This is a genomic window from Sorangium sp. So ce836, assembly GCF_028553905.1.
Taxonomy (GTDB): Bacteria; Myxococcota_A; Polyangia; order Polyangiales; family Polyangiaceae; genus Sorangium; species Sorangium cellulosum_D.
Genome location: NZ_CP102233.1, coordinates 1,740,250 through 1,765,724, shown reverse-complemented (window position 1 = coordinate 1,765,724; position 25,475 = coordinate 1,740,250). Strand labels below are relative to the sequence as shown.

20 protein-coding genes are annotated in these 25,475 nt (G+C 70.9%); 12 read left to right on the top strand and 8 right to left on the bottom strand.

The genetic code is table 11. The features are described 5' to 3' along the window. Window positions 1-18 precede the first annotated feature (18 nt). Both NQZ70_RS06555 and NQZ70_RS06550 read left to right on the top strand, forming a co-directional pair. Window positions 19-984 (top strand): hypothetical protein, encoded by a 966-nt coding sequence (locus NQZ70_RS06555; protein ID WP_129573440.1) that lies wholly within the window; start codon window positions 19-21, stop codon window positions 982-984. A 122-nt stretch (window positions 985-1,106) separates the two neighbouring features. Next, window positions 1,107-2,483 carry an O-antigen ligase gene (locus NQZ70_RS06550; protein WP_129573439.1) on the top strand — a complete coding sequence of 459 codons (1,377 nt, stop codon included), beginning with the start codon at window positions 1,107-1,109 and terminating at the stop codon, window positions 2,481-2,483. A 91-nt stretch (window positions 2,484-2,574) separates the two neighbouring features. Here the strand turns inward: NQZ70_RS06550 and NQZ70_RS06545 are convergent, their stop codons facing one another. After that, the gene (locus tag NQZ70_RS06545) at window positions 2,575-3,306 is read right to left on the bottom strand and encodes a sugar transferase (RefSeq protein ID WP_129573438.1); all 732 of its coding nucleotides are present in this window, start codon (window positions 3,304-3,306) and stop codon (window positions 2,575-2,577) included. Between the two features lie 65 nt (window positions 3,307-3,371). On the opposite strand from NQZ70_RS06545, the gene NQZ70_RS06540 reads away from it, so the two are divergent. The 5 genes from NQZ70_RS06540 to NQZ70_RS06520 all read left to right on the top strand — a co-directional run bounded on the left by NQZ70_RS06540 (window position 3,372) and on the right by NQZ70_RS06520 (window position 9,430). Further along, window positions 3,372-3,962, top strand: a complete 591-nt coding sequence (locus tag NQZ70_RS06540; protein WP_272827996.1) for an ATP-binding protein — start codon at window positions 3,372-3,374, stop codon at window positions 3,960-3,962. Then, window positions 3,959-4,258 carry an STAS domain-containing protein gene (locus tag NQZ70_RS06535; protein ID WP_044985570.1) on the top strand — a complete coding sequence of 100 codons (300 nt, stop codon included), beginning with the start codon at window positions 3,959-3,961 and terminating at the stop codon, window positions 4,256-4,258. The genes NQZ70_RS06540 and NQZ70_RS06535 overlap by 4 nt, the downstream gene beginning before the upstream one ends. Window positions 4,259-4,553: 295 nt before the next feature. Then, a complete protein-coding gene (locus tag NQZ70_RS06530; protein WP_129573437.1) occupies window positions 4,554-6,110 on the top strand; it encodes a protein kinase in 1,557 nt (518 codons plus the stop codon). Continuing rightward, complete coding sequence (locus NQZ70_RS06525; protein WP_129573436.1) at window positions 6,103-7,944, top strand: CpsD/CapB family tyrosine-protein kinase; 1,842 nt, start codon at window positions 6,103-6,105, stop codon at window positions 7,942-7,944. Before NQZ70_RS06530 ends, NQZ70_RS06525 begins: the two co-directional genes overlap by 8 nt. An 88-nt stretch (window positions 7,945-8,032) precedes the next feature. Continuing rightward, window positions 8,033-9,430, top strand: a complete 1,398-nt coding sequence (locus tag NQZ70_RS06520; protein ID WP_129573435.1) for a hypothetical protein — start codon at window positions 8,033-8,035, stop codon at window positions 9,428-9,430. A 57-nt stretch (window positions 9,431-9,487) separates the two neighbouring features. Here NQZ70_RS06520 and NQZ70_RS06515 read toward each other — a convergent pair whose 3' ends face one another. The 4 genes from NQZ70_RS06515 to NQZ70_RS06500 all read right to left on the bottom strand — a co-directional run bounded on the left by NQZ70_RS06515 (window position 9,488) and on the right by NQZ70_RS06500 (window position 15,155). Then, window positions 9,488-11,182, bottom strand: a complete 1,695-nt coding sequence (locus tag NQZ70_RS06515) for a SpoIIE family protein phosphatase (RefSeq protein ID WP_020733221.1) — start codon at window positions 11,180-11,182, stop codon at window positions 9,488-9,490. A gap of 371 nt (window positions 11,183-11,553) precedes the next feature. Next, window positions 11,554-12,888 carry a nucleotide sugar dehydrogenase gene (locus tag NQZ70_RS06510; RefSeq protein ID WP_129573434.1) on the bottom strand — a complete coding sequence of 445 codons (1,335 nt, stop codon included), beginning with the start codon at window positions 12,886-12,888 and terminating at the stop codon, window positions 11,554-11,556. 174 nt (window positions 12,889-13,062) lie between these two features. Continuing rightward, on the bottom strand, window positions 13,063-14,544 hold the full coding sequence (locus tag NQZ70_RS06505) for an oligosaccharide flippase family protein (protein WP_129573433.1): 1,482 nt from the start codon (window positions 14,542-14,544) through the stop codon (window positions 13,063-13,065). A gap of 2 nt (window positions 14,545-14,546) precedes the next feature. Next, window positions 14,547-15,155: a polysaccharide biosynthesis/export family protein gene (locus NQZ70_RS06500; protein WP_129573432.1), complete on the bottom strand. Its 609-nt coding sequence runs from the start codon at window positions 15,153-15,155 to the stop codon at window positions 14,547-14,549. Window positions 15,156-15,401: 246 nt separating this feature from the next. Between NQZ70_RS06500 and NQZ70_RS06495 the strand changes: the two genes are divergently transcribed. From NQZ70_RS06495 to NQZ70_RS06485, 3 genes are read left to right on the top strand one after another with little or no spacing between them, the layout of a single operon-like run. Further along, complete coding sequence (locus NQZ70_RS06495; protein WP_129573431.1) at window positions 15,402-16,622, top strand: 3-dehydroquinate synthase; 1,221 nt, start codon at window positions 15,402-15,404, stop codon at window positions 16,620-16,622. Then, a complete protein-coding gene (eboE, locus tag NQZ70_RS06490) occupies window positions 16,619-17,965 on the top strand; it encodes a metabolite traffic protein EboE (protein WP_129573430.1) in 1,347 nt (448 codons plus the stop codon). The genes NQZ70_RS06495 and eboE overlap by 4 nt, the downstream gene beginning before the upstream one ends. A 2-nt stretch (window positions 17,966-17,967) precedes the next feature. Then, the gene (locus NQZ70_RS06485) at window positions 17,968-18,849 is read left to right on the top strand and encodes a UbiA family prenyltransferase (protein ID WP_129573429.1); all 882 of its coding nucleotides are present in this window, start codon (window positions 17,968-17,970) and stop codon (window positions 18,847-18,849) included. Window positions 18,850-18,883: 34 nt separating this feature from the next. On the opposite strand, the gene NQZ70_RS06480 is transcribed toward NQZ70_RS06485, so the two are convergent. Genes NQZ70_RS06480 through NQZ70_RS06470 form a run of 3 tightly spaced genes read right to left on the bottom strand, consistent with a single transcriptional unit; the run spans window position 18,884 to window position 21,806 of the window. Next, window positions 18,884-20,257 carry an alkaline phosphatase family protein gene (locus tag NQZ70_RS06480; RefSeq protein ID WP_129573428.1) on the bottom strand — a complete coding sequence of 458 codons (1,374 nt, stop codon included), beginning with the start codon at window positions 20,255-20,257 and terminating at the stop codon, window positions 18,884-18,886. A gap of 12 nt (window positions 20,258-20,269) precedes the next feature. Next, window positions 20,270-21,154 carry a TatD family hydrolase gene (locus NQZ70_RS06475; protein WP_129573427.1) on the bottom strand — a complete coding sequence of 295 codons (885 nt, stop codon included), beginning with the start codon at window positions 21,152-21,154 and terminating at the stop codon, window positions 20,270-20,272. 22 nt (window positions 21,155-21,176) lie between these two features. Further along, complete coding sequence (locus tag NQZ70_RS06470) at window positions 21,177-21,806, bottom strand: EboA domain-containing protein (RefSeq protein ID WP_237245096.1); 630 nt, start codon at window positions 21,804-21,806, stop codon at window positions 21,177-21,179. A gap of 235 nt (window positions 21,807-22,041) precedes the next feature. On the opposite strand from NQZ70_RS06470, the gene NQZ70_RS06465 reads away from it, so the two are divergent. Together NQZ70_RS06465 and NQZ70_RS06460 are read left to right on the top strand one after the other, a co-directional pair. Next, window positions 22,042-23,505 carry a sorbosone dehydrogenase family protein gene (locus NQZ70_RS06465; protein WP_237245095.1) on the top strand — a complete coding sequence of 488 codons (1,464 nt, stop codon included), beginning with the start codon at window positions 22,042-22,044 and terminating at the stop codon, window positions 23,503-23,505. 103 nt (window positions 23,506-23,608) lie between these two features. Beyond that, window positions 23,609-25,432, top strand: coding sequence for an MYXO-CTERM sorting domain-containing protein (locus tag NQZ70_RS06460; protein WP_237245094.1), 1,824 nt, complete (start codon window positions 23,609-23,611; stop codon window positions 25,430-25,432). Window positions 25,433-25,475: the final 43 nt, after the last annotated feature.

Sequence of the window (25,475 nt, the reverse complement as noted above, 5' to 3'; positions counted from 1 at the left end):
GTCCTCTACGGAGATGCCATGAGCAAGAAGCACCTCGTGTCCGCCGGCGCATTCCTCGTCGCGCTGGGCGCCCTGTTCATCCCCATCGAGGGCAAGGCCCCCGCCGCCACCGGCCCCATCGCGAAGGCCACCTCGCTCGACCTGTCCGGCTTCTCGAGCGCCCCGCCCGGCGCCCCGCTGGATCTGCTGTTCATCCACCACTCCGTCGGCGGCCAGCTGCTCGCGGACCCGGGCCCCGAGAAGGAGAAGGCGTCGTGCGTCTACGAGACGCACCCGAACGGCGGCGGCCTCAAGAAGAGGCTCATCGAGCAGGGCTACCGCGTCCACGAGGCCTCCTACGGCAGCGCGATCGGCGAGGACACCGACCTCTTCCACTGGGCGCCCAAGTTCCGCGACAGGATGGACAGCGTGCTCCGGGTCGCGCTCAACGACCAGATGCTCCCGGACGGCGCGGTGAACCGGATCGTCGTCTTCAAGTCCTGTTATCCGAACAACCGCTTCGTCGGCGAGGGCACCGCCCCCGGCGACCCGTCCGGCCCGGAGCTGACCGTCTGGAACGCGAAGGCCACGCTCTCGTCGCTCCTGCCCGAGCTCGCGAAGCGCAAGGACACGCTGTTCGTCTACATGACCGCGCCGGCCAACATCCTCAAGCGCTCGAAGGAGCCCGCCTGGAAGTGGACCGCGAAGAAGATCCTCGGCAAGCCGTCGGAGGCCGAGGTCGCGCAGCGCCAGGCCGACCTCGCCCGCGCGTTCAACAACTGGGTCAAGTCGCCCGACGGCTGGCTCAGCGGTTATCCGGAGAAGAACCTCGTCGTCTTCGACTACTACGACGTGCTCACGAACAAGGGCGAGTCCAACTTCTCGCAGCACGGCTCGGAGAGGAACACCGACAACCACCCCTCGCGCGAGGGCAACGAGAGGGCCGCGGACGAGCTCGTGCCGTTCCTGAACCAGGCCGTGCGCCGCATGGGCCTCAGCACGTAGCGCCGAGCGCGCGGCGACGGCGATCTCGCCGGGAGGCGCCGGCGCAAGTCGCTTGACGCGGGCCGCGATCCTCCGGAACGTCCCCCTCCACCCGAACCGCGTCTTCGCTGAGGACCCTCGTCATGCTCGCGCTCCCCGGGGTCATCCTTCTCATCATCTTCATCTACGGCAGGCCCCAGGAGTGGGACGAGCGCTTCGAGAGCCTGCCGTTCTTGTACCTCTGGCTCGCCCTCGCCTTCATGGGCATGGGCCTCGACCTCGCCCTGGGCAAGGTCAGGCTGAAGGCGACCCCGCAGCTCCGGTGGGCGATCGTCGTCTACTTCTGGTGCGTGCTCACGCTCGGCCTGCGGAACCCCGCCGAGTTCTCCGAGGGCTTCGTCTCGATCAGCGTGACGTTCATCCTCTTCTTCCTGATCGGGCACAGCCCCGAGGGCTTCAAGGGCTTCCAGAAGCTCGCCGGCACGGTGCTCATCATGGGCCTCTTCGTGGCGGGCGTCGCCGTGCACCAGGGGTTCTCGTCGTTCCAGTGCCTCGCGATGACGCAGACCATCGGCGGCTCGCGCGGCGAGGCCGGCATCCCCGACGGCCGGCCGTGCGAGATGCGCGTGGACTGCCGCGAGGGGCCCGGCGCCGATCCCGAGGCCGAGTACCTGTGCGAGCGCGTCGGCCTCTTCAAGACGTCGACGATCAACGGCCGGGTGCGCTGGCGCGGCGTGCTCCAGGATCCGAACGAGCTCGCGCTCACGTCGGGCATCGTCCTGCCGTTCAGCTTCGCCCTGTTCGAGCAGAAGCGCTCGTTCACGCGCGCGCTCCTGGTCCTCGCCTCGCTCCTCGTGATCGCGACCGCGATCATCCTCACGCAGTCCCGCGGCGGCCAGCTCGTCTTCGCGACGGTGCTGGGCGTCTACTTCGTCAAGAAGTACGGCATCCGCGGCGCGATCTTCGGCGCGGTCTTCGCGGCGCCGCTCATGCTCCTCGGCGGCCGCGGCGGCGGCGAGGCGGACGAGTCGGCGAACGAGCGCACGGAGATCCTCGCCGAGGGCCTGATCATCTACCGGATGTTCCCGCTGATGGGCGCGGGCTTCCGCCAGTTCACGGAGCACCACTGGCTGACCGCGCACAACGCGTACCTCCTCGCGCTCTCGGAGCTCGGTCCCCTCGGGATGTTCGCGTGGACGGCGATGATCTACCTCACGCTCAAGATCTCGCTGGTCGCGCTCAAGCGGTACGAGCACGGCGCCCAGTTCGCGATGATCCGCGCCTGGTCCATGGCGATCATGGCCGGCTTCTGCGGGATGATGGTCGGGATCTTCTTCCTCTCGTTCACCTACCACTACGTGCTCTGGATCTACTTCGGCCTCGCGGGGGCGCTGTATTGCGCGATCCGGAGCGTCGATCCGAACTTCTCGATCCGGCTGGAGAAGCGCGACGTCTACCGGCTCATCCTGGCCGACATCGCCATCGTGCTCGTGATCTTCGTGCTCAGCAAAAGGGCCTAGCTCCGCCCGCCTGCGATCCCGCCGGGGATCGCCGACGCGCGGAGCCAAGGCGGCCGCGCCGCGCGCGCCGGGCGCGGCGCGCGGCGCCGGCTCAGCGCCCGAGGCCGAGGACCATCACGAGCGGCGTCTTCAGGATGATCGAGAGCTCCATCGACAGGAACGTCGAGAGCTTCTCGAGCGACGCGGCGTACGCGAGGTCGAACAGCAGCTTCATCCGCATGTCGTCGGCCTCGGCCCCCTCCGCCTCCTCGAGGCCGAACGGGTTCGTCAGCGTCGCCTCGAACGCGGCGACCTCGCTCTCCGCCGGGGCGCGGCCGGTGTAGCCCAGCGACACCTGCGCGAGCCCCGTGATGCCCGGCTTGATGTCGCGCATCCGCTCCTCGAAGAAGGGGATGGCGAGCGCCAGGTTGACGAGCAGCTCCGGCCGCTCGGGGCGCGGGCCCACGATGCTCATGTCGCCCATGAGCACGCTCCAGAACTGCGGGATCTCGTCGAGGCGCGTCTTGCGCAGGAAGCGCCCGACGCGCGTGATGCGCGGGTCGTCCTGCTGGGCGAGCACGGGCCCGGTCATCTTCTCGGCATCCACGCGCATGGAACGGAACTTGCGCATGTGGAATTCGACGAACCGCGGGTAGCTCACGCCATCCCGCACTTCCGTGCCGATCAGCATGCCCGCGCGGCGCTGCATGTAGAAGATCGGCCCGGGCGACTCGAGGTAGATGGCCGCGCCGATGATCGGGTAGAGCGGGAGGGTCAGCGTGAGACCCACGAGCGAGCCCGCGAGGTCGATCGCACGTTTCGCTACACGAACGCCAGGTGTCACTGTTTACCTTGTGGCTCCCATAGTCGAGAACGTGGTAGGGTACAAGCTCGGATGGAGGTTTGGGCGTGATCCGACTCCGCGTACCAGGTTCGTTGACCTATCGCCACCTCGCCCTCCGCGTGGTGGCGGCCGCATGCAAGATGGCCGCGCCTGGGAGGGTCGAAGGCGGAGGATCGCCCGGCCCGACCCAGGAAGATTTCGAGGACCAGACGGTCTCGGCGTTCGGCGAGGCGTTCAACAACATCGCGATTCACGGATACCGGGCTGGCCCGCCCGGCGACGTGGACATCGAGATCGAGTCCGACGCGGACGGCATCATCATCCGCCTGATGGACACGGGATGCAGCTTCGACCCCGCGGCCATCGACAACCCTCCCATCGACGACCTCCCCGAGTCCGGCATGGGGCTCTTCATCATCAAGTCGTTCATGGATGAGGTCGATTACTGTCCCGGCAGCCCGAATGTCCTCCGCCTCGTGAAGCGGCGGGACGGCAGCTCGTGCGTCGCCGGCGACGGCAGTGAAGGCAGCAGCGAACAAGAGCATTCCGATGCCGATTTCGCCGAGGCGACGGGGCATCGGACGAGCAGTTTCCGAATGCGGAGCGTCTCCCGCTTGGGCGCAGCCCGCGCCGCTGGGGGAATCAAAATCCAATGAGCTATACGCGGACCGATAACGGCAATGAGACGGTTGTGCAGTTCGAGGGGACCCTCGACGCGGTGACCGCACCGGAGTTCAGGACGTTGGTGGACGAGCTGGTGGCCGAGAACCGGCAGAACATCACGCTCGAGCTCTCGTCGCTCCGGCTGATCGACAGCTCCGGCGTCGGCGTCATCGTCTCCCTGTTCAAGCGGGTACGGGCCAACGGCGGCCAGGTGCGCATCGTGGGCCTCCGAGATCAGCCGCGCGCCATCTTCCGCCTGCTGCGCCTCGATCGGGTGTTCCCCACGTGACGCTCCGGGGCGGCGCGCTCGCCGCCGGCACCGCGGCAGCGGCCGCGGCCGCGCGCGGGGACGGGAGCGCGCCCCGCGCGCCCCGCACGCCGCGCGCGCGGCGTGACCGCGACCACGTCGCCTCGCGCGTGTGCCGGGGGCGTGACGGGCTCGGAGCAGCGAGCGGCGAGCGCGGGCCGCGTGCAACAAGCTGGCGCTCGGGCGGCGCACGTCTACGATAGGCAGCCGTCCGCCGGACGTAGGTGCGCGTTCTCCGGGTCCGGCGGAGCAAGGCAACCTTCGAGGAGCGCGAACTATGGACAAGAAGATGAACCAGCAGACCTCCGGGCCTACCCCGCCCCAGGAGGCGCTCGGGGCGCTTCCCGTCGATGCGACGGCGCGACCTGCGGGTCCACAGCCGCCCAGCATCAGCGCGATGATCAACCGGACCCTGGCGCACTGGTACGTGGCGGTGCTCGTGGCGCTCGCGGGGATCGCGTTCACGGTGCTCGTCGTGCAGTCGAGGAAGCCCGCGTACCGCTCCGAGACGGTGATCTTCTACCGGGAGGGCGTGAAGGCGACCTACCTCGGGCCGGACGGGCCCGACCCGCTCCGCACCCTCTCCGCGCGGCTGAAGGAGACGCTGCTCGCGCGCTCCAACCTCGAGAAGGTCGTGACCGAGTTCAACCTCTTCCCCGACGTCCTCGAGAAGCGGGGCATGGTCGACGCGGTCGACCGGCTCCGCATGAAGATCACCTTCAAGGCCCGCTCGACCGACACCTTCGCGATCTCGGCCGAGGGGGAGACGCGCGAGCAGGCGCAGGAGGTGACGCAGCGGCTCGCCGACATCCTCGTCGAGGAGACGACGCGCATGCGCAGGTCGCAGGCGAAGCTGACCAACGAGTTCCTCGACGCCGAGCTGAAGCGCGCCGAGCAGGACGTCGAGAAGGCGGAGACGGAGCTCGCGGCGTTCCTGGCCGAGCACCCCGAGTTCGCCGCCGAGCAGGCCGCGCCCGGCGGCGCGCAGACCGGCGCCGCCATCCGCGCGCAGGAGCGCCGCTCCACCACCACCGACCCGACGCTGGAGGCCCTCGAGCGGCAGGCGCCCCGCCTGCGGGCCCGGCTCACCGGCAAGCCGGAGCAGGTGGCGCCGAGCGTGGGGGGGGCGCCCTCCCCCGCGCTGGTCCGCCAGAAGGACCAGGCCGAGCAGGAGCTCGCGACCGCGCGGCGGGACCTGGCCGACAAGCAGTCCCGGTTCACCGAGCAGCACCCGGACGTCCGGGCCGCGGCCGCCCGCGTGAGCAACGCCGAGGCGGCGCTGCGGCGCGCCGAGGAGGCGCTCATCCTGCCGCCCGCGCCGGTCGTGGAGGTCGCCGCGACCGACGAGGCCGAGAAGGCGAAGATCAAGGCCCAGCTCGCGAAGATCGAGCGGGAGATCGCCGCGCGCAGGAGCGCGAAGATGGGCAACCAGGCCGACGCGAGCGAGACGGCCAAGGCGATCATCAACACCGAGACCGAGTGGTCGCGGCTCAGCCGCGAGAAGGCGCGGGCGCAGCAGCGGCTCGCCGACCTCGAGGGCAAGTCGTTCCGCGCGGAGATGGCCGCGAGCTCGGAGCAGGGCGGCTACTCGGCGCAGATCGAGGTGCTCGATCCGGCGTACAGGCCGAGCGCGCCCTCGAGCCCGTCGCGGCTGATCCTCGCCATCGCGGGGCTCTTCGTGTCCGTCGCGGCCGGGATCGCCGCCGCCGCGGCGCGTGGCATCGTGCTCGACGATCGGGTTTACGACATGGAAGATATCGATCGAATGGCGCTCGCTCCGGTGCTCGTCGTCGTGCCGGCCAACGCGCGGGGGCCCCGAGGACGCCGTGGCTGAGACAGGCGGAGCTGAGCCGGGAAAGCCCCCGCCGGTCGCGTCTCTGGAGCGGGCGCTCGATCAGGTCTGCGACTTCCTGAGTCGCGCGGAGCAGACCGCGCGGGTCCGCGCCCTCGTCATCGAGGCGCGCCGGCTCCGCAACGTGGTCGGCAACTGGCGCTCGATCGCGCCGGATCCGGACGTGCGCGAGGAGATGATCGCCCGCGTCCTGCGCCTCGCGAACGACGCCGAGGACGTGGTCGCGGCGGAGCGCCCGAGCCAGGACGACTCGAGCGCCGCGTTCGACTCGCCGACCATCCGCCACGACCTGCCGCCCGCGGGGCAGCACGGAATGGGGCTGCGCCTCGGCCCCGGGCCTGCGGCGGCCGGTCATCCCGGCATGCAGGCGCCGCTCAAGTCGCCGCCCCAGGCGGCGGCGATGTTCCTGGCGGGGCTGTCCGGGGAGCACGCCGAGCACGGCGCGCCTCACGGCCACCCGGCGATGCACGGCGCGCCCGCGCCCGCGCTGCCGCCCGGCCCCGAGCGGCCCTACGCGGCCCCGGTGGTGACGCGCGTCGTCGACCTGAGCGCGACGCTGAGCAGCCCCGGGTTCGCGCCGAGCGGCCCGGGCGCGCCTCACGGCCACCCGGCGATGCCGGTGCCGATCGAGCGGGTCATCGCGCCGCCGGCGCGCGACGTTGGCGTCCGCGACGCGGCGCCGCACGGCGCGGGCGGGCCGCCGTTGGAGCGCTCGTTCAGCGGGACGTTCCACTCGCCCCCGTCGCTCGTCTTCGACCGCGTGGTGCCGGCCGCCGCGCGCGAGGTGACGGTGCGCGAGGTGCCGTCGCCTCGGCCGCCGCAGCCGCCGCCCGAGAGGCCGCTGGAGCGCTCGGGCACCGCCACGTTCTCGTCGCCGCCGTCCCTCATCTTCAACCGCGTGGTGTCGACCCCGGCCCAGCAGGCCGTGGACGCGAAGCTGCAGTCGCTGGATCCGACGTTCGAGGAGCCGCCGTCGCTGCACATCGAGCACATGCGCTCGCTGCCGAGCCCCCCGGAGAACGCCGGGCTGCTCCCGGAGGAGTCCCTGGGCGGCTTCGGCGAGGTCACCGTGCGCCCGCTGCCGCTGCCGGACGCCGTGGATCTGAACATCGTGATGATCCACGCGCCGTACTCGCCCCAGGCGGACGCCTACCGGACGCTCCGGCGCAAGCTGCCGTCGGCCGTCGGGGCCACGATCGCCGTGACGAGCGCCGGGCCGAGCGAGGGCAAGACGTCGTGCGCCATCAACCTGGCGCTCGCCCTGCGCGAGACCGTCCGCGGGAAGATCCTCCTCGTCGAGGCGAACATCCGCCAGCCCGGCATCGCGAAGGCGCTGCGGTTCGATCCCCCGAGCTGCTTCAGCGAGCAGCTCCAGCGCCACGCCGCCGATCGGTTCGCCCCCTGGGTCGTCGTCGACCAGGCGGCGCCGGCGCCCGCCGTGGCGCCCGGCGACGACGGCGTCGACTCGTCGGACCGGAACGCGGCGCCGATGGGCGGCAGGGCGCCGGACCCGAGGCTCTCCCTCCAGACGCCGGTCCACATCCTGGCCGTCGACCCGCGCACGGAGCGGCCGCCGATCCTCGACGCGGTGGCGTTCTCGAGCGCGATCGAGAGCCTCAAGCGCGCGGGCTACTCGTACATCATCATCGACACGCCCCCCGTGCTCGGCAGCATGGACATGAACGTGATCGGCGACTCGGTGGACGGCGTGATCCTGACGTCGCGGGTCAAGAAGTCGACCCGCAAGGCGATCCGCCAGGCCATCGAGCAGCTCCGGCCGGCGCCCATCCTCGGTGTCGTCCTGCTCGACGCCTAGGCGCGCGGCGCGCGGCCCGCGGCTTCCCTGCTCGAAAGGTCGGGGAGGCGTAGCCGAGCGCCGGCTCCATTGTTACCTTGCGGCCCTCATGCGCTCCGGACGAGGCATTGCGGTCGCGGCCTTCGGCTGCGCGATCCTCACCCACGACGACGCCAGAGCGCAGGACGCGTATCTCCAGGGCGTCTTCACGGGCTCGATCGGCGTCACCGACAACGTGAGCTCGGCGGCCGAGCCTCCGGCCGGGCCTGGCCCCGACGCCGACGGCTTCGGGACCGTGAGCCCCGGCCTGATCTTCACCTACACGACGCCGCGGACCTCGCAGACGCTGTCGTACACGTTCTCGGCGAGCTTCTTCTTCCGGCACTGGGAGGCGAGCTCGTACTCGAACATGGCCATGTGGTCCGGCCGCTTCGTCACGTCGCCGAGGACCACGCTGACGCTCGGCGCGGCCGGGTCGCAGGGCCAGCTCAACACCTTCCAGCTCGAGCAGACGCCGGGGACCACGACGATCCAGGGCACCGCTGGCGGGACGACGAACTTCGTGCAGGCGTCGTTCAACGAGGGGTTCTCGTTCCAGCCGTCGCCGGTCTGGGCGCTCGGGCAGGCGGCGACGTTCCTCGTCTACAACCCGCTCCAGGATCTCCCGCAGCGCACGTACACCGTGTCGAACACGCTGAGCGCGCAGCGCATCTTCCGCCACGACACCGTGTCCGGCGCGCTCTCGGTCGGCTACACCCACTTCGACAACGTCCCGGTGACCGACGCCGATCCCGCGACCCCGGACACGATCGAGGATCGCGATCAGCTCCTGACCACGCTCGTGGCGAGCTGGCAGCACGACCTCGGCCGCCGCTTCTCGAGCCAGCTCGACGTCGGCGGGGTGGTCGCGACGGACCTGACCGGGGGCGCCGACTCGCTCGTGCGGCCGGCGGGGCTCGCGGCGCTGCGCTACACGCACGACCGTGGCGAGGCCGAGCTCGCGTACGCCTACGCGGCCACGCCCAACGTCTTTTTGCAGCAGATCCAGCTCTCGCACCAGCTGACGCTCCGCGCCGCCGCGCCCCTCCAGCCGGCCTGGCACCTGTCGGTCGAGGGCTCGGCCGGCGGTCAGATCGCGCAGCCGCTCGAGGCGAACGCGGCCGGGGGGCTCGAGACGGGGCCGACCACGGTCGCGGTGCTCACCGACGTGGCCTTGCTCTGGAGCCCCGTCGTCGTCATCCCCGATTTCGCGCTCGCGCTCCGGTACCAGCACACGAACCAGCGCACCGAGGCGAGGACGTCGGAGCTCCCCGACACGCGCATCGTCCGGAACGCGGTCCTCGTGTCCGTGTCGGGCGGGTTCCCGCGGCGGATGGAGCCCGGCTCGCGCATCACGATGACCCAGCCGTTCGGCTCAGCGGGCCCGGTGGGCCCGCCTCACCGCGATCCCACGCCGATCGAGCCGCCCGAGGGCACGGAGCCGCCGCCGGGCGGCGCCGCGCCCTAGGTCCAACGCTCGTCCCCGGTCACACGCCCACCGTAGGCCCCCGGGGGAGGCCTCAGGTCAGGTACGCCGCGCGAGCAGGAAGGCCCTGTCGTCCTCGGGCAGCTGGTCCCCGCGGAACTCCTCGAGCATCTGCGTGAGCTTGTCGGCGATCGACGCCACCGGCCGCCCCGCGCTCGCCGCGCACAGCTTGGCGAAGCCGGTGCCGAGCGCGTGCAGCCCGAGCATCTGCTTCGACGAGTTGCGCAGCTCGGTGAGCCCGTCCGTGTACATCGCGAGCACCTCGCCCGGCGCGAGCACGCTCTGGTGCGCCTCCATGGGCACCGGCCCGATCCCGAGCGCCGGGTTGACCGCCGCCTGGAGGTGCCGCAGGCCGCCCTCCGCCGTCGCCACCAGCGCCGGCGGGTGCCCCGCGTTGACGCACTCCATGCGGCCCGTCGCAGGGTCCAGCGCGACCGCCACCATCGTCACGAACGACTGCTCGGGCAGGTACTCGCAGAGGTAGGCGTTCAGCCGGTCCATCATGCCCGTGATGCCGCGGCCCGCGTCGACCGTCGCCCGCACCATCGTGTGCACGCTCGACCCGATGAGCGCGGCCTGGAGCCCCTTGCCGCACACGTCCGCCACCGCCAGCATCAGCCGGCCGTCGGGCATCGGGACGATGTCCACGTAGTCGCCGCCGACCCACCGGCACGGCTCGAAGCCGAGCGCCACGTCGAGCGCCTTGAACTCCAGCCGCTTCGGGACGAACGTCCGCTGGATCTGGTGCGCCATCTCGAGCTCGCGCTCGATCGCCGCGTGCGCCTGCGCGTGGCGCCGCGCCTCCCACGCCGACTCGGCCTGCTGGTAGACCTCCGCCGCGAGCGCGATGAGCCCGAGCCACTCGACGCTGCCGAAGTCGGGTGGCAGGGTCACGTAGAGCAGGTTCATCAGCTGCTCCTCGACGCGCAGCGGGCAGGCGACGACCCAGAGCGCCATGACGTCGCGCGACATCGTGAGCTCGACCGTGGCGCTGTCGCTCACCAGGTTGCCGGCGAGCACCGGCTCGCGCGTGTCCTGCACGGCCGCGAGCACGCGGCGCGAGATGTACGGCGGGGCGACCGAGTCCTCGCGCCGGAGCGACTGGAACGGGCGGTGCGGCCCGGACAGGATCGTGAGCGCGCCGTTCTGCCGGAGCCGCAGCGCGAGCGCCATGCTGCCGTGGAAGTCCTCCCGGACCATCAGCTGGCAGAGCGCGTCGAACCGGTCCGTGGCGTCCTCGATGCTGAGGAGCCGCCGCGACAGGTCCATCAGGGTGAACAGGTGCTTCGCGGCGATCCGCGGCGGATCGAGCTCGCCGAGCTTGCGGATCGCGGTCGGTTTGTCCTCCTCGAAATGGAGCCCGCCCGGGTCGAGCGGCACGCGGGGGGCGCGCGCCGTGAGCTGGAACTCGAGGATGTAGTCGCCGATCCCGATGCGATCCCCCGGCTTCAGCACCTTCTCGTTGATCCGCTCGTCGTTGACGAGCGTGCCGTTGGTGCTGCCGAGGTCGCGGATCCACCACCGGCCGAACGGATCGCAGAAGAGCTCCGCGTGGCGCCGGGAGACCGTGTAGTGGTCGAGCGTGAGCTGCACGCCCGGCGCCCTGCCGATGACGATGTGCGACTCGGTCAGCGGCCGCCGCGTCCCCGGGAGATCGCCGAGCCGGATCTCCAGGTGGCCCTTCCAATCCGAGCTCGACGGCGCAGGGCCCAGGTTCTCATCTGCAGGCGACATCGTTCGACCTGGCCCGACCATGGGCGGCGGCGTGGACATGGACCGTCTTCGATGGGTACCGAACCGGCGCCCTGACATCAAGGGGATGCTCGCGATTTCGCGAGCGCGGCGAGATCCGCGTACGTAAAGGCCGTCATTGAGACGCTGGCGGACGCTCACGGACGCTGGCGGACGCTCGCCGAGCATTTCCGCGCCGCGGCGCCCACAGCACGGGCGTTGAGCGACACGCCGCGGCGCGGGCCGGCAAGGCGGCGAGGACGCCGCCGATGGGTGCCCGGTCACCAAACCGCCGCCCCGGCCCGCGCCCGCGCCCGCAGGCGCGGCGCACGCGGGCCGGCAGGGCGCCGTCGTGCCGCTCGGGGCGCCCTCGGCTAAGCCTTGATCACCTTGGGGTGCACGTTGCGGTAGACGCCGCGGGCGTCGACGATCAGGGCGGCGTGGTTGAGCACGAAGTCGTAATCGACCACGGAGTGATCGGTGACGACCATGACCGCGTCGTGGCTCTTGAGCGTGTCCTCGTTGAGGGGCACCGACGAGAGCTCCGGCAGGTGCGGCCAGGTGCGCATGCGCGGCAGCTTGGGCACGTGCGGGTCGTGGTAGCTGAGCACGGCGCCGAGACGGCGCAGCAGCTCGATGATCTCGAACGCGGGGCTCTCGCGCGGATCGTCGATGTCCTTCTTGTAAGCGACGCCGAGGAGCAGGACCTTCGTGCCCTTCATCGGCTTGCCGCGCTCGTTCAGCCCGAGCTGGAGCTTGTTGACCACGTAGTGCGGCATCTCGACGTTCACCTCGCCCGCGAGCTCGATGAACTTCGTGGACACGCCGAACTCGCGCGCCTTCCAGGCCAGGTAGAACGGATCGAGCGGGATGCAGTGGCCGCCCCAGCCCGGGCCCGGGTTGAACCGCATGAAGCCGAACGGCTTTGTCGAGGCGGCGTCGAGCACCTCCCAGACGTCGATGCCCATGGCGTCGTAGACGACCTTGAGCTCGTTCACGAGGGCGATGTTGATGGCCCGGAAGATGTTCTCGGTGAGCTTCGCCGCCTCGGCCGCGCGCGCCGACGAGACGGCCACGGTGCGCGCGATCGCCTGGGAGTAGAGCGCCTGCGAGAGGGCCAGCGACGCGCGATCCACGCCGCCGACGACCTTCGGGATGGTCGCGGTGCTGTGATCGCGGTTGCCCGGGTCCTCGCGCTCGGGCGAGAAGGCGAGGTAGAAATCCTCGCCCATGCGGAGGCCTGATTGCTCGAGGATGCCCTTGACCAGCTCGTCGGTGGTGCCGGGGTACGTGGTCGACTCGAGGACGACGAGCTGCCCCTTCCGCAGCCGCTCCTTGATCTTCTGGGCCGAGCCGACGACATAGCTCATGTCGGGCTCCCGCTGGGCGGTCAGCGGGGTGGGGACGCAGATGAGGATGGCGTCGGGCTCGTTGAGCCGGCCGAAGTCCGCCGTCGCCTCGAACCGACCCGTCTTGGATGCCGCCGCGACGCGCGAAGGATCGAGGTGCTTGATGTAGCTCTTCCCCTCGCTGAGCGCGGTGACCTTCTCGGGGTCGACGTCGAAGCCCAGCACGCGGAAGCCCTTCTCGATGAACGTGAGCGCCAGCGGCAGGCCGACATAGCCCATGCCGATGATGCCCACCTGGGCTTCGCGCGAGTTGATCTTCGCCAGGAGGCTCTCGACCGCAGCGGGATGCGTCTCTGCCATTTCCTTTGATCTCCAGTGGTGGAGGGGAGCCGCCACGCGGGTCCCGACCCATGTTGAAGAGAGGGGCCCGACGCTACCACAGGCCCCCAAATTTCGCTCGATTGTCGAAAGGGGTCCTCGCGGCCGCCTGGAGGAGAGCGACGGCGGCCGGCGGTCGGCGACACGCGTCACACGTCAGCGACGGCGGCGCACCGCTTCGCGGGCGAGCTGGAGGAAGTCGCGCGACGCCTGCCGCGCGATGACGAGCGCGGAGCCGGCGAAGACCACAGCGCCCGCGAGGACCTCGGCGCCGAGGCGGAAGCCGCGGGGCAGCTCGCCGAGCGGCCGTATCGCGTAACGGACGGCGAGCACAGCAATGACCATGGGCACGCACGCGATCAGCGGGCGGGCCAGCGGGCGCAGCAGCCGCATGTACGGCACGCCGTCGGCGCGCTTCACCACCCAGAGGCTCCCGAGGGCGTGCACCCCGAACGCAACGCCGACCCCGGCGCACGCCCAGAGCACGCCGCCGATCGCGCCGAGCAGCGCGATGCCGCCGATGATCGCGGCCACCTTGAGCCACTCCAGGATCATGATCGCCTGCGTCCGGCCGTAGACCTGCATATACGAGGCCATGACCCAGCCGATCGGGCGGGTGACGCCGAGCGCCGACAGCACCGCGAGGAGCGGGCCCGCCGGCTCCCAGGCCTCGTTGAAGAACGTGTCGTTGAGGATCGTCGGGGCGACCGCGCCGAGGCCGACGGCGAGCGGGAAGATGAGCAGCGAGAGCAGCGTGAGCGCGCGGACCAGGGCGGCCTTGCGCTGCTCCGGCTCGAGCTTCGAGAACGACGGGACGAGCACGTCGCCGATGCGCTCGCCGACCTGGGAGGCCGGGATGTCGGCGAGGTTCCACGCGAGGTTGTAGAGCCCGCCGACCTGCTCGCCGAACAGCCGGATCATGACGAGGTTGTCCCACTTCGAGGCCCCGAAGTGCGCCAGCGACCCGAAGTTGAGCGGGATGCCGAAGGCGAACAGGTCGCGCGCCTTCTCGCGCGACAGCGGGCTCGGCGTCAGCCACTCGGCGAGCTTCACCGCCGGGACCGTGGTGACCACGCGCACGACGGCGCGCAGGAGCGTCGCGACCACGATGGCGTTGCCCCCCCAGCCGCGCACGGCGAGGAGGACCGACGCCGCGGTGTAGGTGAGCTCGCCGGCCGCGTTGCGGAGGCTCACGCTGCGGAAGCGCATCTCGCGGATGAGCAGGCGATCGGGGACGTACCAGATCCGATCGATGATCATCGCGAGGATGAGCCCGGGCATGAACTCGAGCATCCCGGGCGCGCCGACGAGGTGCACCGCGATCGGCTCTCGCAGGAGATAGATGACGCCGATGGCGAGCAGCCCCGCCGCGTGGAAATAGACGGTGGCGTTGAAGACTGTCTGGCGGTCGAGCTGCGGCTGCGACGCGATGTACTGGCCGATCCCGAGGCTCGACACGAAGTGCGCCGTCATGATGACGACGGACGCGGCCGAGACCTCGCCGTACACGTCCGGCGCGATGAACCGGGTGAGGACGAGGGTGCCAATCAGCCCGATGACGCGCGAGCCGAGCCCGGTCGCGATCGTCCAGACCGCGCCGAGGACGGCCTTGCGGGCGAGCGCGGAGGAGCCGGCCACGGTCAGGGCACGAAGACGGTATCGCCCGCCTTGAGCACGAGGTCCTGCTCGGGCCGCTTGCGCGAGGCGATATCGTCGTAGTTGATGGGGATGTGCCGGAATTTGCCCGGGCTATCCATGCGGATGAGCAGGATCTGATCGGTCGAGGCGAACTGGTTCGGGCCGCCGGCCATCGCGAGCGCCTCGGAGACCGAGACGAAGTAGTTCGCGTTGAAGATGCCGGCGCGCGCGACGTTTCCGCTGACCACGAACCGGTAGCTGTTGATTCCGGTCACGGCGACGGTGATCACGGCCGTCTCGTCCTTCACGAACTCGGAGAGCCGCCGCTTCAGCTCCTCGCGCACCTGGGTCGGCGTCCTGCCGGCGACGTAGACGTCGCCGATGAGCGGCATCGTGATGTACCCGTCGGCCCTGACCAGCGCCTCGCTCGACAGGTCGGCCATGCGCCACACGTTGACCCGGATCTGGTCGCCCACGCCGATCACGTACTCGTGCTTGCGCGGATCGTACTCTTTCGCGTAGTTGGCCGGGTTGTAGACGTACGTGGGCGCGCACCCGGCCGAGAGCGCGGCGAGGGCGAGGGCCGCCGCCGTCAAAAGCACTCCTCTCATGAAGGACCGTTTCTTGGGACGGGCTTTGCCTTCCATGGGCGTCTGCATTGAGGAGGATGTCAGGCAGTACAGGGTTGCGAATCACGAGGCGATCGCGGCCGTATGGCCGCGCAGCCCACGAGCGGCGCCAGCATTGCAGGAAGGCCGTCCGCCGCCAAGGGGAAGTTTTCATCCTGCGGCAGGGCGCGGGATCCTCGCGCGGAACGAGCTTGACGGCCCGATGGCCGCTCTCAAAGCTCGGCTTTGATGCTGCTTCATCTCCAACGGATCGCCGTCCCCTTCGAGTACCCCGTCTACCTCACGGACGGCGTCTTTTCGCCGAGCAACGGCGATCTCGCGTCCGCCATCGCCTCGAAGGAGCCGCGCCGGCGCCACCGCGTGCTGCCGGTGATCGACGGCGGCGTCGCCGCGGCGTGGCCGTCGCTCGCGGAGGACATCGCGCGGTACGTGGGCGCGCACGCGGACAGGCTCGCGCTCGCGGCCGAACCGATCGTGGTGCCCGGCGGCGAGGCGGCGAAGAACGACGCCGCGGCGACGGCGGCGCTGCAGGCGAGGCTCGACGCGCTCGGGATGGATCGGCAGTCGTTCGTGATGATCGTCGGCGGGGGCGCGGTGCTCGACATGGCCGGCTACGCGGCCGCGACGGTGCACCGCGGCGTGCGGGTCGTGCGCGTCCCGACCACGGTGCTCGCGCAGGCCGACTCCGGCGTCGGCGTGAAGAACGGGGTCAACGCGTTCGGGAAGAAGAACCTGCTCGGCACGTTCGCCCCGCCGTTCGCGGTGATGATCGACCCGCGCTTCCTGGAGACGCTGCCCCTGCGCGACAAGGTGGCCGGGATGGCCGAGGCGGTGAAGGTCGCGCTGATCCGGGACGCGAGGCTGTTCTCGTGGCTGTCCGAGCACGCGCCCGCGCTCGCGTCGGGCGCGCTCGCGCCGCTCGCGGAGCTCGTGCGCCGCTCGGCGGAGATCCACCTCCAGCACATCGCGACCGCGGGAGATCCGTTCGAGCTCGGGAGCGCGCGGCCGCTCGATTTCGGGCACTGGGCCGCGCACAAGCTCGAGTCGCTCACGAGGCACCGGCTCCGTCACGGCGAGGCGGTCGCCATCGGGATCGCGATCGACACGCTGTACGCGGAGCTCGCCGGCCTCTGCAGCGAGGCGACGTCGGCCGCGGTGGTCGCGACGCTCGAGGCGCTCGGCTTCGCGCTGTGGGACGACGCGCTGTCGCTCGCCCGGCCGGGCGGCGAGCGGGGCGAGCGGCTCTGCGTGCTCGACGGGCTGGACGAGTTCCGCGAGCACCTCGGCGGAGAGCTCACGGTGACGCTCCTCGAGGACGTGGGGCGCGCGCGCGAGGTGCACGCGATGGACGAGCGGCACATCGTCGCGGCGATCGCGCGGCTGCGCGAGCGCGCCGGGCGGCGGGGCGCGCTCGCGGCGGCCGGCGCGGCCGGGGCGGCGCGGTCGTGAGGCTCGCGTGCGCGGGGGCGCCGCACCTCACCTACTGCACGAACATCCACCCGGGCGAGACGTGGCCCGAGGTGAAGCGGAGCCTGGAGACGCACCTGCTCGAGATCTTGTCGCGCGCGGCCGGACGGCCGGAGGGCGGAGGGGCGGAGCGCGCGGGGACCGGCGAGCGCCGCCGCTGCGGCGTGGGCCTGCGGCTCTCGGCGCGGGCGGCGGCGGAGCTCGCGGCGCCGGCGGAGCTCGAGGCGTTCCGCGACTTTCTCGAGCAGAACGGGCTGTACGTGTTCACGCTGAACGGGTTCCCTTACGGCCGGTTCCACGGCGCGCCCGTGAAGGAGCGCGTGTACCTGCCGGACTGGCTCTCCGACGAGCGCCTCGCGTACAGCGATCTCCTGGCGACGCTCCTCGCCGCGCTCTTGCCGGCCGAGGAGGGCCTGATGGGCAGCGTCAGCACCGTTCCCGGCGCGTTCCGGCCGCGGGTGCGCGGGCGGGACGACGCGGAGGCGATGGCGCGGCGGCTGGTCCAGCACGCGGCGCACCTCGTCGAGATCCGCCGGCGCACGGGCAAGCGCGTCGCGCTGGCGCTCGAGCCGGAGCCGCGCTGCTTCCTCGAGACGACGCCCGAGGCGATCGGCTTCTTCACCGATCACGTGTTCGCGCGGGAGCGGGCGCGGGAGCTCGCGGCGCTGTGCGGGATGAGCGTCTCGGCCGCGGAGGAGGCGCTCCGCGAGCACCTCGGCCTCTGCTTCGACGCGTGCCACATGGCGGTCGAGTTCGAGGACGCGCCGGCGTCGCTCGCGGCGCTCCGCGCGGCGGGCGTCGGCGTGCACAAGGTGCAGATCAGCGCCGGGCTGCGCGCGCGCGTGGCGGAGCGCGATCCGGCGACGATGACGCGGCTGCGCGCGTACGCGGAGGACGTCGTCTACCTGCACCAGGTGGTCGAGCGGCGCGGCGGCGCGGCCGGGGGCGAGCTCGTCCGCTACCTGGATCTGCCCGAGGCGCTGTCGGCGCTCGAGGGCGCGGGGGCGGCGCCGCCGGAGGCGCGGCCGGAGGAGTGGCGCATCCACTTCCACATGCCGATCTTCCGGGGGTTCGAGGGCGCGCTCGCGACGACGCAGCCGGAGCTCGCGGCGCTGCTGTCGCACCTCCGGGACGTGCCCGCGACGCAGCACCTCGAGGTGGAGACCTATACCTGGGATGTCCTGCCGGAGGATCAGCGGCGCGGCGGCGTGGTCGAGGCGGTGGCGCGGGAGCTCCGCTGGGTGGAGGAGCGGATGGTGGTCGAAGGGAGCGGCGGCGCCGGTGATGGCGGCGTCCTCGGCGCTGGCAGCGGAGAGAGGGTGTGACGATGAGCTCACGCGCGCGGGTGTATTTGCGGCTCGGCCGCGTCTCGAACTTGCCGACGGTCTGGACGAACGTGCTGTGCGGCATGGCGCTGTCCGGGGCCGGCCTGCGGGCGCCCGAGGTGGCGCTGGTGGGGTTCGCGGTGTCGCTGATGTACGTGGGCGGCATGTTCCTCAACGACGCGTTCGATCGGGAGATCGACGCGCGCGAGCGGCCCGAGCGGCCGATCCCGTCCGGCCTGGTGAGCGCCCGCGAGGTGTTCGCGGTGGGGTACGGCCTGCTCGGCGCGGGGGTGCTGCTCGTGGGCGGCCACGCGCACCTCGCGGGCCGGGGCGCGGCGCCGGGCGTGGCGAGCGCGCTGCTCGCGGGGGCGATCGTGCTGTACGACGCCTGGCACAAGGGGAATCCGCTGAGCCCGGCGCTCATGGGGCTGTGCCGCGTGCTGGTCTACGGGACCGCGGCGCTCGCGGCAGGGGGGCAGCTCGGCAGCGCGGTGCTCGGAGGGGGAATGGCGCTGCTCTTCTACCTGATCGGGCTGACGGCGATCGCGAAGCAGGAGAATTTGCTGGCCGTGCGCAGCCTGTGGGCGCTCGGCTTCATGGCGGTGCCGTTCCTCTACACGCTCGGGGCGCCGCTCACGGGGCTGATGGGGACGGTCGCGTACGGCGCGCTCGCGGGCTGCGTGCTCCACGCGGTGAGGCTCTTGCGGGGGACGCGGAAGGACCGGATCCCGCGCGCCGTGGTGACGCTCATCGCCGGGATATCGCTGCTCGACGCGGTGCTCATCGCGCGGAGCGGGGCGCCGGGCGCCGGCGGCGCGGCGGCGCTCTCGCTCCTTGGATTCCCGCTGACGCTGGCGATGCAGCGGGTGGTGCGGGGGACGTGAGGCAGCGGGGGGGCGAGGGCCCCCGCCCCGCCGATCAATCGAACAGGTGGCTCAAGACGACCTTGCCGACGTCGGTGGCGTGGACGCTCTCCCCCGGCGGCAGCGAACCGCAGCTGGACATGAGCAGGGGCCCGCGCCCGGGCCCCTCGAGCAGCCGCCCGTGAGATCCCCGGACGAGCCCGGCGTCGAGCGGGATCACATCCATCAGGTACCGGAACCCGAGCTTCTTCTTGAGCAGCCTCCACGCGACGCTGGCCGGCAGGGCGCGCAGCGCGGGATCGGCGAACAGCTCCACGGGGTCGTACCCGGGCTTGCGGTGGATATCGACGGTCCTGGCGTACTCGGGCGCCTTCTCGTCATCGAGCCAGTAGTAGTAGCTGAACCATCGATCCTCGCGTGAGACGGCGACGAGCTCGCCGGACCTCGGATGATCCAGGCCGGCGGCGCGCTTGCCCTCCTCGTCGAGGACGACGTCCACGCCGGGCAGCCCCTCGAGCAGCGCCTTCACCTCGGCGACGCGCTCCGGGCGGCGCACATAGACGTGCGCCACCTGGTGGTCCGCCACCGCGAACGCCTCGGACGCGCCGGCGTCGAGCTTCTCGAGCCCCCGCTCGACCCGGACGCGCACGAGGCCTTGCTCCCGGAGCGCCCGGTTGATGTGCACGACCCCGGACACCCGCGTGATGCCGTATTCGGACAGGACGATCACCCGCGCCCCGTCCTTGCGCACGTGGTCGATCAGCTCGCCGCAGACCGCGTCCACGGCGCGCAGATCCTCCTGGATGGCGGGATCGTCCGGCCCGAGCCGCTGGAGGTTGTAATCGAGGTGCGGGAGATAGACGAGCGTCAGCGTCGGCCGCCGCGTGTCGTACACGTGGCGCGCGCACCGCGCGATCCACGCCGTCGACCGGATATCGGCGTTCGGGCCCCAGAAGTTGAAGAGCGGAAACTCGCCCAGCCGGAAGACGAGCTCATCGCGCAGCAACGCCGGCTCGGTGTAGATGTCCGGCAGCTTGAGCCCGTCCGCCCAGTAGATCGGCCTCGGCGTCACCGCGTAGTCGGCCGAGCTGTACATATTGTACCACCAGAACAGCTTGGCGCAGGTGAAGGTCGGATCGCGGCGGCGCGCCGCGTCCCAGATCTTCTCCCCGGCCACGAGCTGGTTCGCCTGGCGCCACAGGTTCACCTCGGCGATGTCGCGGAAGTACCAGCCGTTGGCGACGCAGCCGTGCCCGCCCGGGAGGAGGCCTGTCGTGAAGGTCGACTGGACCGTGCACGTGACCGCGGGCAGCACGGTCTCCAGCGGGCGCATCGCGCCTTCGCGCGCGAGCCGCTGCAGGTTCGGCGTGGCGTCGCCGAGGAGATCGCCGGTGAGCCCGACGACGTTGAGAACGACGGTGCGGTGCATGGGCGCGCTCGGTCAGCTCTGCACGACGGGGGTTTGCCCGCGCAAGACCGAGTTGCCCTCGAACAGCGCGCGCTGGTCCACGGCGGGCGCCTCGCCGAACTCCGCGAGATCGAGCCGGCCGCTCTGGGCGAAGAAGGCGAGCGGGTTCTTCCAGACGATCCGCTCGATCACCTCGTCCGCGATCCCGTCCTCGCGCATCCGCGCCGCCGTCTTCGGCACCTTCAGGGGATCGCTCACGCCCCAGTCCGCCGCGCTGTTGATCAGGATCCGCTCCGCGCCGTATTTCTTGACCAGCGCGACCATCCGGTCTTCGTCCATCTTCGTGTTCGGGTAGATCGAGTGGCCGGCCCAGCAGCCGGTCGCGAGCACGAGCGGCAGCGTCTCCTCGTTGTTGTGATCGACGAGCACGCGCTCCTCGGGGAACTTGAGCTCCCGCACCAGGGCGAGCGTCCGCTCGGTCCCCCGCTTCTTGTCGCGGTGAGGCGTGTGCACGAGGATCGGGAGGTCGTGCGCGCGCGCGAGCTCGACCTGCAGGGCGAAGTACTTCTCTTCCTCGGGCGTCATGTCGTCGAATCCGATCTCGCCGACCGCGACCACGCCCTCCTTGTCGAGGTAGCGCGGCAAGAGATCGATGACGCCCTGCGCGACGCGCGGGTTGTTGGCCTCCTTGGGGTTGAGCGCCAGCGTGCAGAGGTGGCGGACGCCGAACTGGCTGGCCCGGAAGCGCTCCCAGCCGAGCAGGGACGCGAAGTAGTCCTCGAACGTGCCGACGTGCGTCCTCGGCTGACCGAGCCAGAACGCGGGCTCGAGGACGGCGGCGATGCCGGCGTCGGCCATCGCCTGGTAGTCGTCCGTGGTCCGCGATGTCATGTGGATATGAGGATCGAATAGCTTCACTGGTCCCTCCGCCTTGCGCGCTTCACTCGGGGATGCGCGTCGCGCGCTCGTGCTCGTGCTCCGGGGCGAGCAGGCCGATGTCCGCCGGGACGCTCCGGCCAGCCGCCCTCCTCTCGCTCGCGAAGTCCTCTGCCATCCTGGCGAGCTCGCTCGTTCGCCGCCGCTCCAGCCCGACGATCCGCGCGAGCGCGACGCCCATGAACATGGCCTTGAGGACCATCTGGTTGAAATTGAGCTCCGGAAAATACGCCGCCGGGTAGCGGTTCTCGCAGGCGATCGCCTCGAAGACGGGCAGCTCGTTGGTGCGGCACGCGTCGACCGCGAGCGGCAGAGAGCGCTCCGCGCCGGTCACGAACGGCAGGGCGCGCAGGAGCGCTTGCCGTTCCCGGCTATCGCCCTGCTGATAGCAAGTCCAGAGCAGCGACTCGACCTCCATTTCGGGCAGGCGCCTGGACACGAGCGCGAGCAGGGTCACCCGGCCCAGCTCGTCCAGCCGCCAGCCCTCCACCGCCGTGGACCCCAACGCCGCTTCCAGCGCGTCGCGCTCGTCCGCTCGAAGCGCGAGCGGCGCCTTGCCGAGCGCGCGCGCAGCGGCGGTGAACGTCGACAGGAAGTGGTCGCGATCGAACCAGGTGGACGTCTCGCCGACCACCGCATCAGGCGCCTCGCCACGGCGCGCACCAATGCCGGTCACCTGCTCGACGCGCTCTCGCCAGGTGCCGGCCGCAGACGGAATCCGGCGTGACAGGATTTCGAGCAGCAGTAGGGAAGCGTCTTGCATTGTAGTTGCGTTCACCGATCCCGGTTGGGTGCAGAATCCGGAGATGCGGCGCCATCAGGTGGAAATTTATACCAAGGGGCGCGTTGTTCGGATAGTCTCCTACGGCATGATGGACCAGAAGCGTTTCCTTTTGTCTTTCATGCCCATCGCGGCCGCCGTCGTCGGTCTGAGCTTCACCTTGAATGGGTGCGGGGGCGATGAAAATAACGGATCAGGGGGCAGCGGTGGAGCCGGTCCTGGTGGAACCGGCACGGGCGGCGGCGCCACAACGGGTCCGGGCTCGGGGCCGGGCTCGGGCTCGGGCGCCACGACGGGCACGGACGCTTCGGCGACGGGCAGCGGAGGCGGTCCGGCGGCGACGACGACGACGAGCGGAACGGGGGGGTCGGGCGCCGGCGCGACGACCGGAACCGGCGCGGGCGGGCATGGGACGATCGAGTGCGACGAGCCGGGCGGGACCGTGCCGCCGCTCAAGCTCACCGAGGTGGCCAGCGGCCTGCGTAGTCCCGTCTTCGTGACGAGCGAGCCGGAAGATGCCAGCCGCCTCTACGTGGTGGAGCAGGGCGGGACCATCCGGCTCATCCGCGGAGGCGTGGTGCAGAGCACCCCGTTCCTCGATATCACCGCGCAGGTCCAGCAGATCCAGTACGACCAGGATGAGCGAGGTCTCCTCGGGCTCGCGTTCCACCCTCAATATGCGACCAACGGGCGGTTCTTCGTCTACCACAACACGAGATCGAGGACGCTGGCCCTTCGAGAGTTCAAGCGTTCAGCGTCCAATCCGGACCAGGCGGAGCCGGCGCAGGTCAGCGAGCTCTTCTCGTTCCCGGTGCTGGTCGGCAACCACAACGGCGGGATGCTCGCGTTCGGTCCCGATGGAATGCTCTACGTGGGCGTCGGCGACGGCGGCGGGGACACCTCGAATCCGGACCCGGACAACAACGGGCAGAACCTCGCGGTGAAGTACGCCAAGATCCTCCGCGTCGACGTCGACAACCACCCGACGCCGCCGGCCGGGAACGTCGCCGGTGGAGACCCGTACGTGTGGAATTACGGGCTGCGCAACCCGTGGCGCTTCAGCTTCGACCGCTGCAGGGGCGATCTCTACATCGGAGACGTCGGCGGGCGCCTGTTCGAGGAGATCAACGTCCAGCCGCGCGGCGAGGGCCACAAGAACTACGGGTGGAGCGTCACCGAGGGGGACGTCTGCCTCCAGAACGATCAGGAAACCAGGTGCGACTCGCCGACGATCACGCCGCCCGTCAAGCGCTATGATCACGACAACGGCGACGGCTCGATCACCGGCGGCTACGTCTACCGCGGCAGCACGATCCCGGCGCTCCGGGGGAAGTACCTGTACGGGGACTTCGCGTCGGATCGGGTGTGGATGTTCACCTGGCGGGACGGCGTCGCCACGCCCGCGAGCCCGAGCGATCTCGGCACCCAGCTCAGCCAAGATCTCAACTCCGTGAGCACCATCGAGGGCCTCGCCTCCTTCGGCGAGGACGCCGCGGGCGAGCTCTACATCGTCTCCTACGGGGGCAAGATCTTCCGGATCGATCCGGAATAGGTCGCCCCGCGCCGCGAGGCCATCACGCCGTTCATCGTCGGTTCACGCTGTCCGAAGAGCAGCTTGCCAGATCTGGATCCTAGCTATGCAGAAGAAGGTAAGGTTGGGGGTTGGTTGGGTGCTCGCGCTCGGGCTGCTGAGCCGCGGAGCAGCCGCCGGAATCGATGATCTCAAGGGGACCAAGGCGGGCGAGATGCCGCAGCCGAACAACCTCGGCACCGCCGAGCGCTGCGCCGGATGCCACCGGGCGGAAGGCCAGGACTCGCTGGATTACATGCCCACGGACACGTGGGCAGGCACCATGATGGCCAACGCGTGGCGCGATCCGGTCTTCAAGGCCGCGCTCACGATCGCCAACCAGGACGTGCCGGGGATCGGCACGTTCTGCTTGCGCTGCCACACTCCGGTCGGCTTCGTGAACGGGAGGGCGACGCCGCCGGACGGCTCCGGGCTCGACCCGAACGCCGCGTCCGACGGGAAGATCGTCGATGGTCAGGGCGTCAGCTGCAACGTGTGCCACCGCGCGAAGCCGACCCTCGGGCCCGACGACATGCCGTCGTACCACCTCGGCAACGCGCAGCTCGTGTTCGACGCCACGCCGGAGGCCGCCGGGTTCACCAGCACGCCCGTGATGTACGGGCCCTACGAGAACGTGGAGTCGAACTCCCACGTCGGCGAGCGGGACCCCATGCTCGCCGGCTCGCGGTTCTGCGGGCAATGCCACCAGGTCACGAACCCGGAGATCATGCTGAGGAACGCGGACGGCACCGAGACCAGGATCGAGTTTCCGCTCGATACGACCTTCGAGGAGTGGGCGTCCAGCGACTTCCGCGACGGCGGAGCGGACCCTCGGAGCTGCGTCGACTGCCACATGAAGAGGAAGACCGGAGAGCTGACCGTGGCCGATCTCGGTCCGCCCCGCACCGATCCGCGCGACCACGTCCTCGTCGGCGGCAACCACTGGGGCATCCAGGCCGTCATGGCGGCCGAGAAGGAGTTCGTCGCGGAGCGCGAGGCCTCCTTCCAGCTCGCGCTCGACCGCACCCTCGAGAGCCTCGCCTCGGCCGCCTCGGTCGAGCTCGTCGAAGCCCCCGGGGAAGCGAGGCCCGGCGACGAGATCACCGTCACCGTCCGCGTCGAGAACCTCACCGGCCACAAGTTCCCGACCGGCTACGCCGAGAGCCGGCGCGCCTGGATCGCCGTGTTCCTCGTCGGCGAGGACGGCGTCGAGCGGCCGCTGCTCGGCGGCTACGACGCGGACACCGGCGAGATCCAGCACGAGCCGCCCACCCACGAGTACCGGGCCGTGCACGGGCGCTGGGACAGCGACGCGGGCGCGGGGGAGAAAGAGGAGCACCTCGCGCTCCACGACATGATCATCTCCGACACCCGCATCCCGCCGAAGGGCTTCGTGCCGTCGCAGACGACCCAGCCGACGCCGGAGATCGACTTCGGCGACGGCAACGGCGGATACCGCAACTACGACGAGGCGCGCTTCACGCTCACCGTCCCCGCCGGCGCCTCCGGCGCCCAGACGCTCTCGGCGCGCGTCTACTACCAGTCGATGACGAAGGAGTACATCGAGTTCCTGCGATCCGAGAACGTCACGGACGACAGGGGAGAGCGGCTCCACGCCATCTACGAGGAGACCGGCGAGGCGCCGCCCATCCTCGTCGCGAGCGCCGACACGTCGATCGATCTGGGGGAAGCGCCCGACAACACCGGCGGCGGCGACGCCAGCGGCGGCGGCGACGCCAGCGGCGGCGGCGGGGACGGCCCGAAGGGCAGCGACGGCGCCCGCGAGGCGGGCGGGTGCGGCTGCCGGACGCCCGAGAGCGGCCACGGCGGGTGGCTCCCCGCGGGCCTCGCCGGGCTCGCCCTCGCCTCCGCCGCAGCCCGGCGGCGGCGCGCGCGCCAGCGGCGCTGAGCGCCGTCCGTCACGAGCAGCAGCGCCGGGGCGGGCGCACCGC

Excerpts from the sequence above, each read along its gene's own strand:
- NQZ70_RS06555 (WP_129573440.1), top strand. The coding sequence starts at position 19 with ATGAGCAAGAAGCACCTCGTGTCCGCCGGCGCATTCCTCGTCGCGCTG.
- NQZ70_RS06550 (WP_129573439.1), top strand. The coding sequence starts at position 1,107 with ATGCTCGCGCTCCCCGGGGTCATCCTTCTCATCATCTTCATCTACGGC.
- NQZ70_RS06535 (WP_044985570.1), top strand. The coding sequence starts at position 3,959 with ATGAGCTATACGCGGACCGATAACGGCAATGAGACGGTTGTGCAGTTC.
- NQZ70_RS06530 (WP_129573437.1), top strand. The coding sequence starts at position 4,554 with ATGGACAAGAAGATGAACCAGCAGACCTCCGGGCCTACCCCGCCCCAG.
- NQZ70_RS06520 (WP_129573435.1), top strand. The coding sequence starts at position 8,033 with ATGCGCTCCGGACGAGGCATTGCGGTCGCGGCCTTCGGCTGCGCGATC.
- NQZ70_RS06515 (WP_020733221.1), bottom strand. The coding sequence starts at position 11,182 with ATGTCGCCTGCAGATGAGAACCTGGGCCCTGCGCCGTCGAGCTCGGAT.
- NQZ70_RS06510 (WP_129573434.1), bottom strand. The coding sequence starts at position 12,888 with ATGGCAGAGACGCATCCCGCTGCGGTCGAGAGCCTCCTGGCGAAGATC.
- NQZ70_RS06500 (WP_129573432.1), bottom strand. The coding sequence starts at position 15,155 with ATGAGAGGAGTGCTTTTGACGGCGGCGGCCCTCGCCCTCGCCGCGCTC.
- NQZ70_RS06495 (WP_129573431.1), top strand. The coding sequence starts at position 15,402 with ATGCTGCTTCATCTCCAACGGATCGCCGTCCCCTTCGAGTACCCCGTC.
- NQZ70_RS06485 (WP_129573429.1), top strand. The coding sequence starts at position 17,968 with ATGAGCTCACGCGCGCGGGTGTATTTGCGGCTCGGCCGCGTCTCGAAC.
- NQZ70_RS06480 (WP_129573428.1), bottom strand. The coding sequence starts at position 20,257 with ATGCACCGCACCGTCGTTCTCAACGTCGTCGGGCTCACCGGCGATCTC.
- NQZ70_RS06465 (WP_237245095.1), top strand. The coding sequence starts at position 22,042 with ATGATGGACCAGAAGCGTTTCCTTTTGTCTTTCATGCCCATCGCGGCC.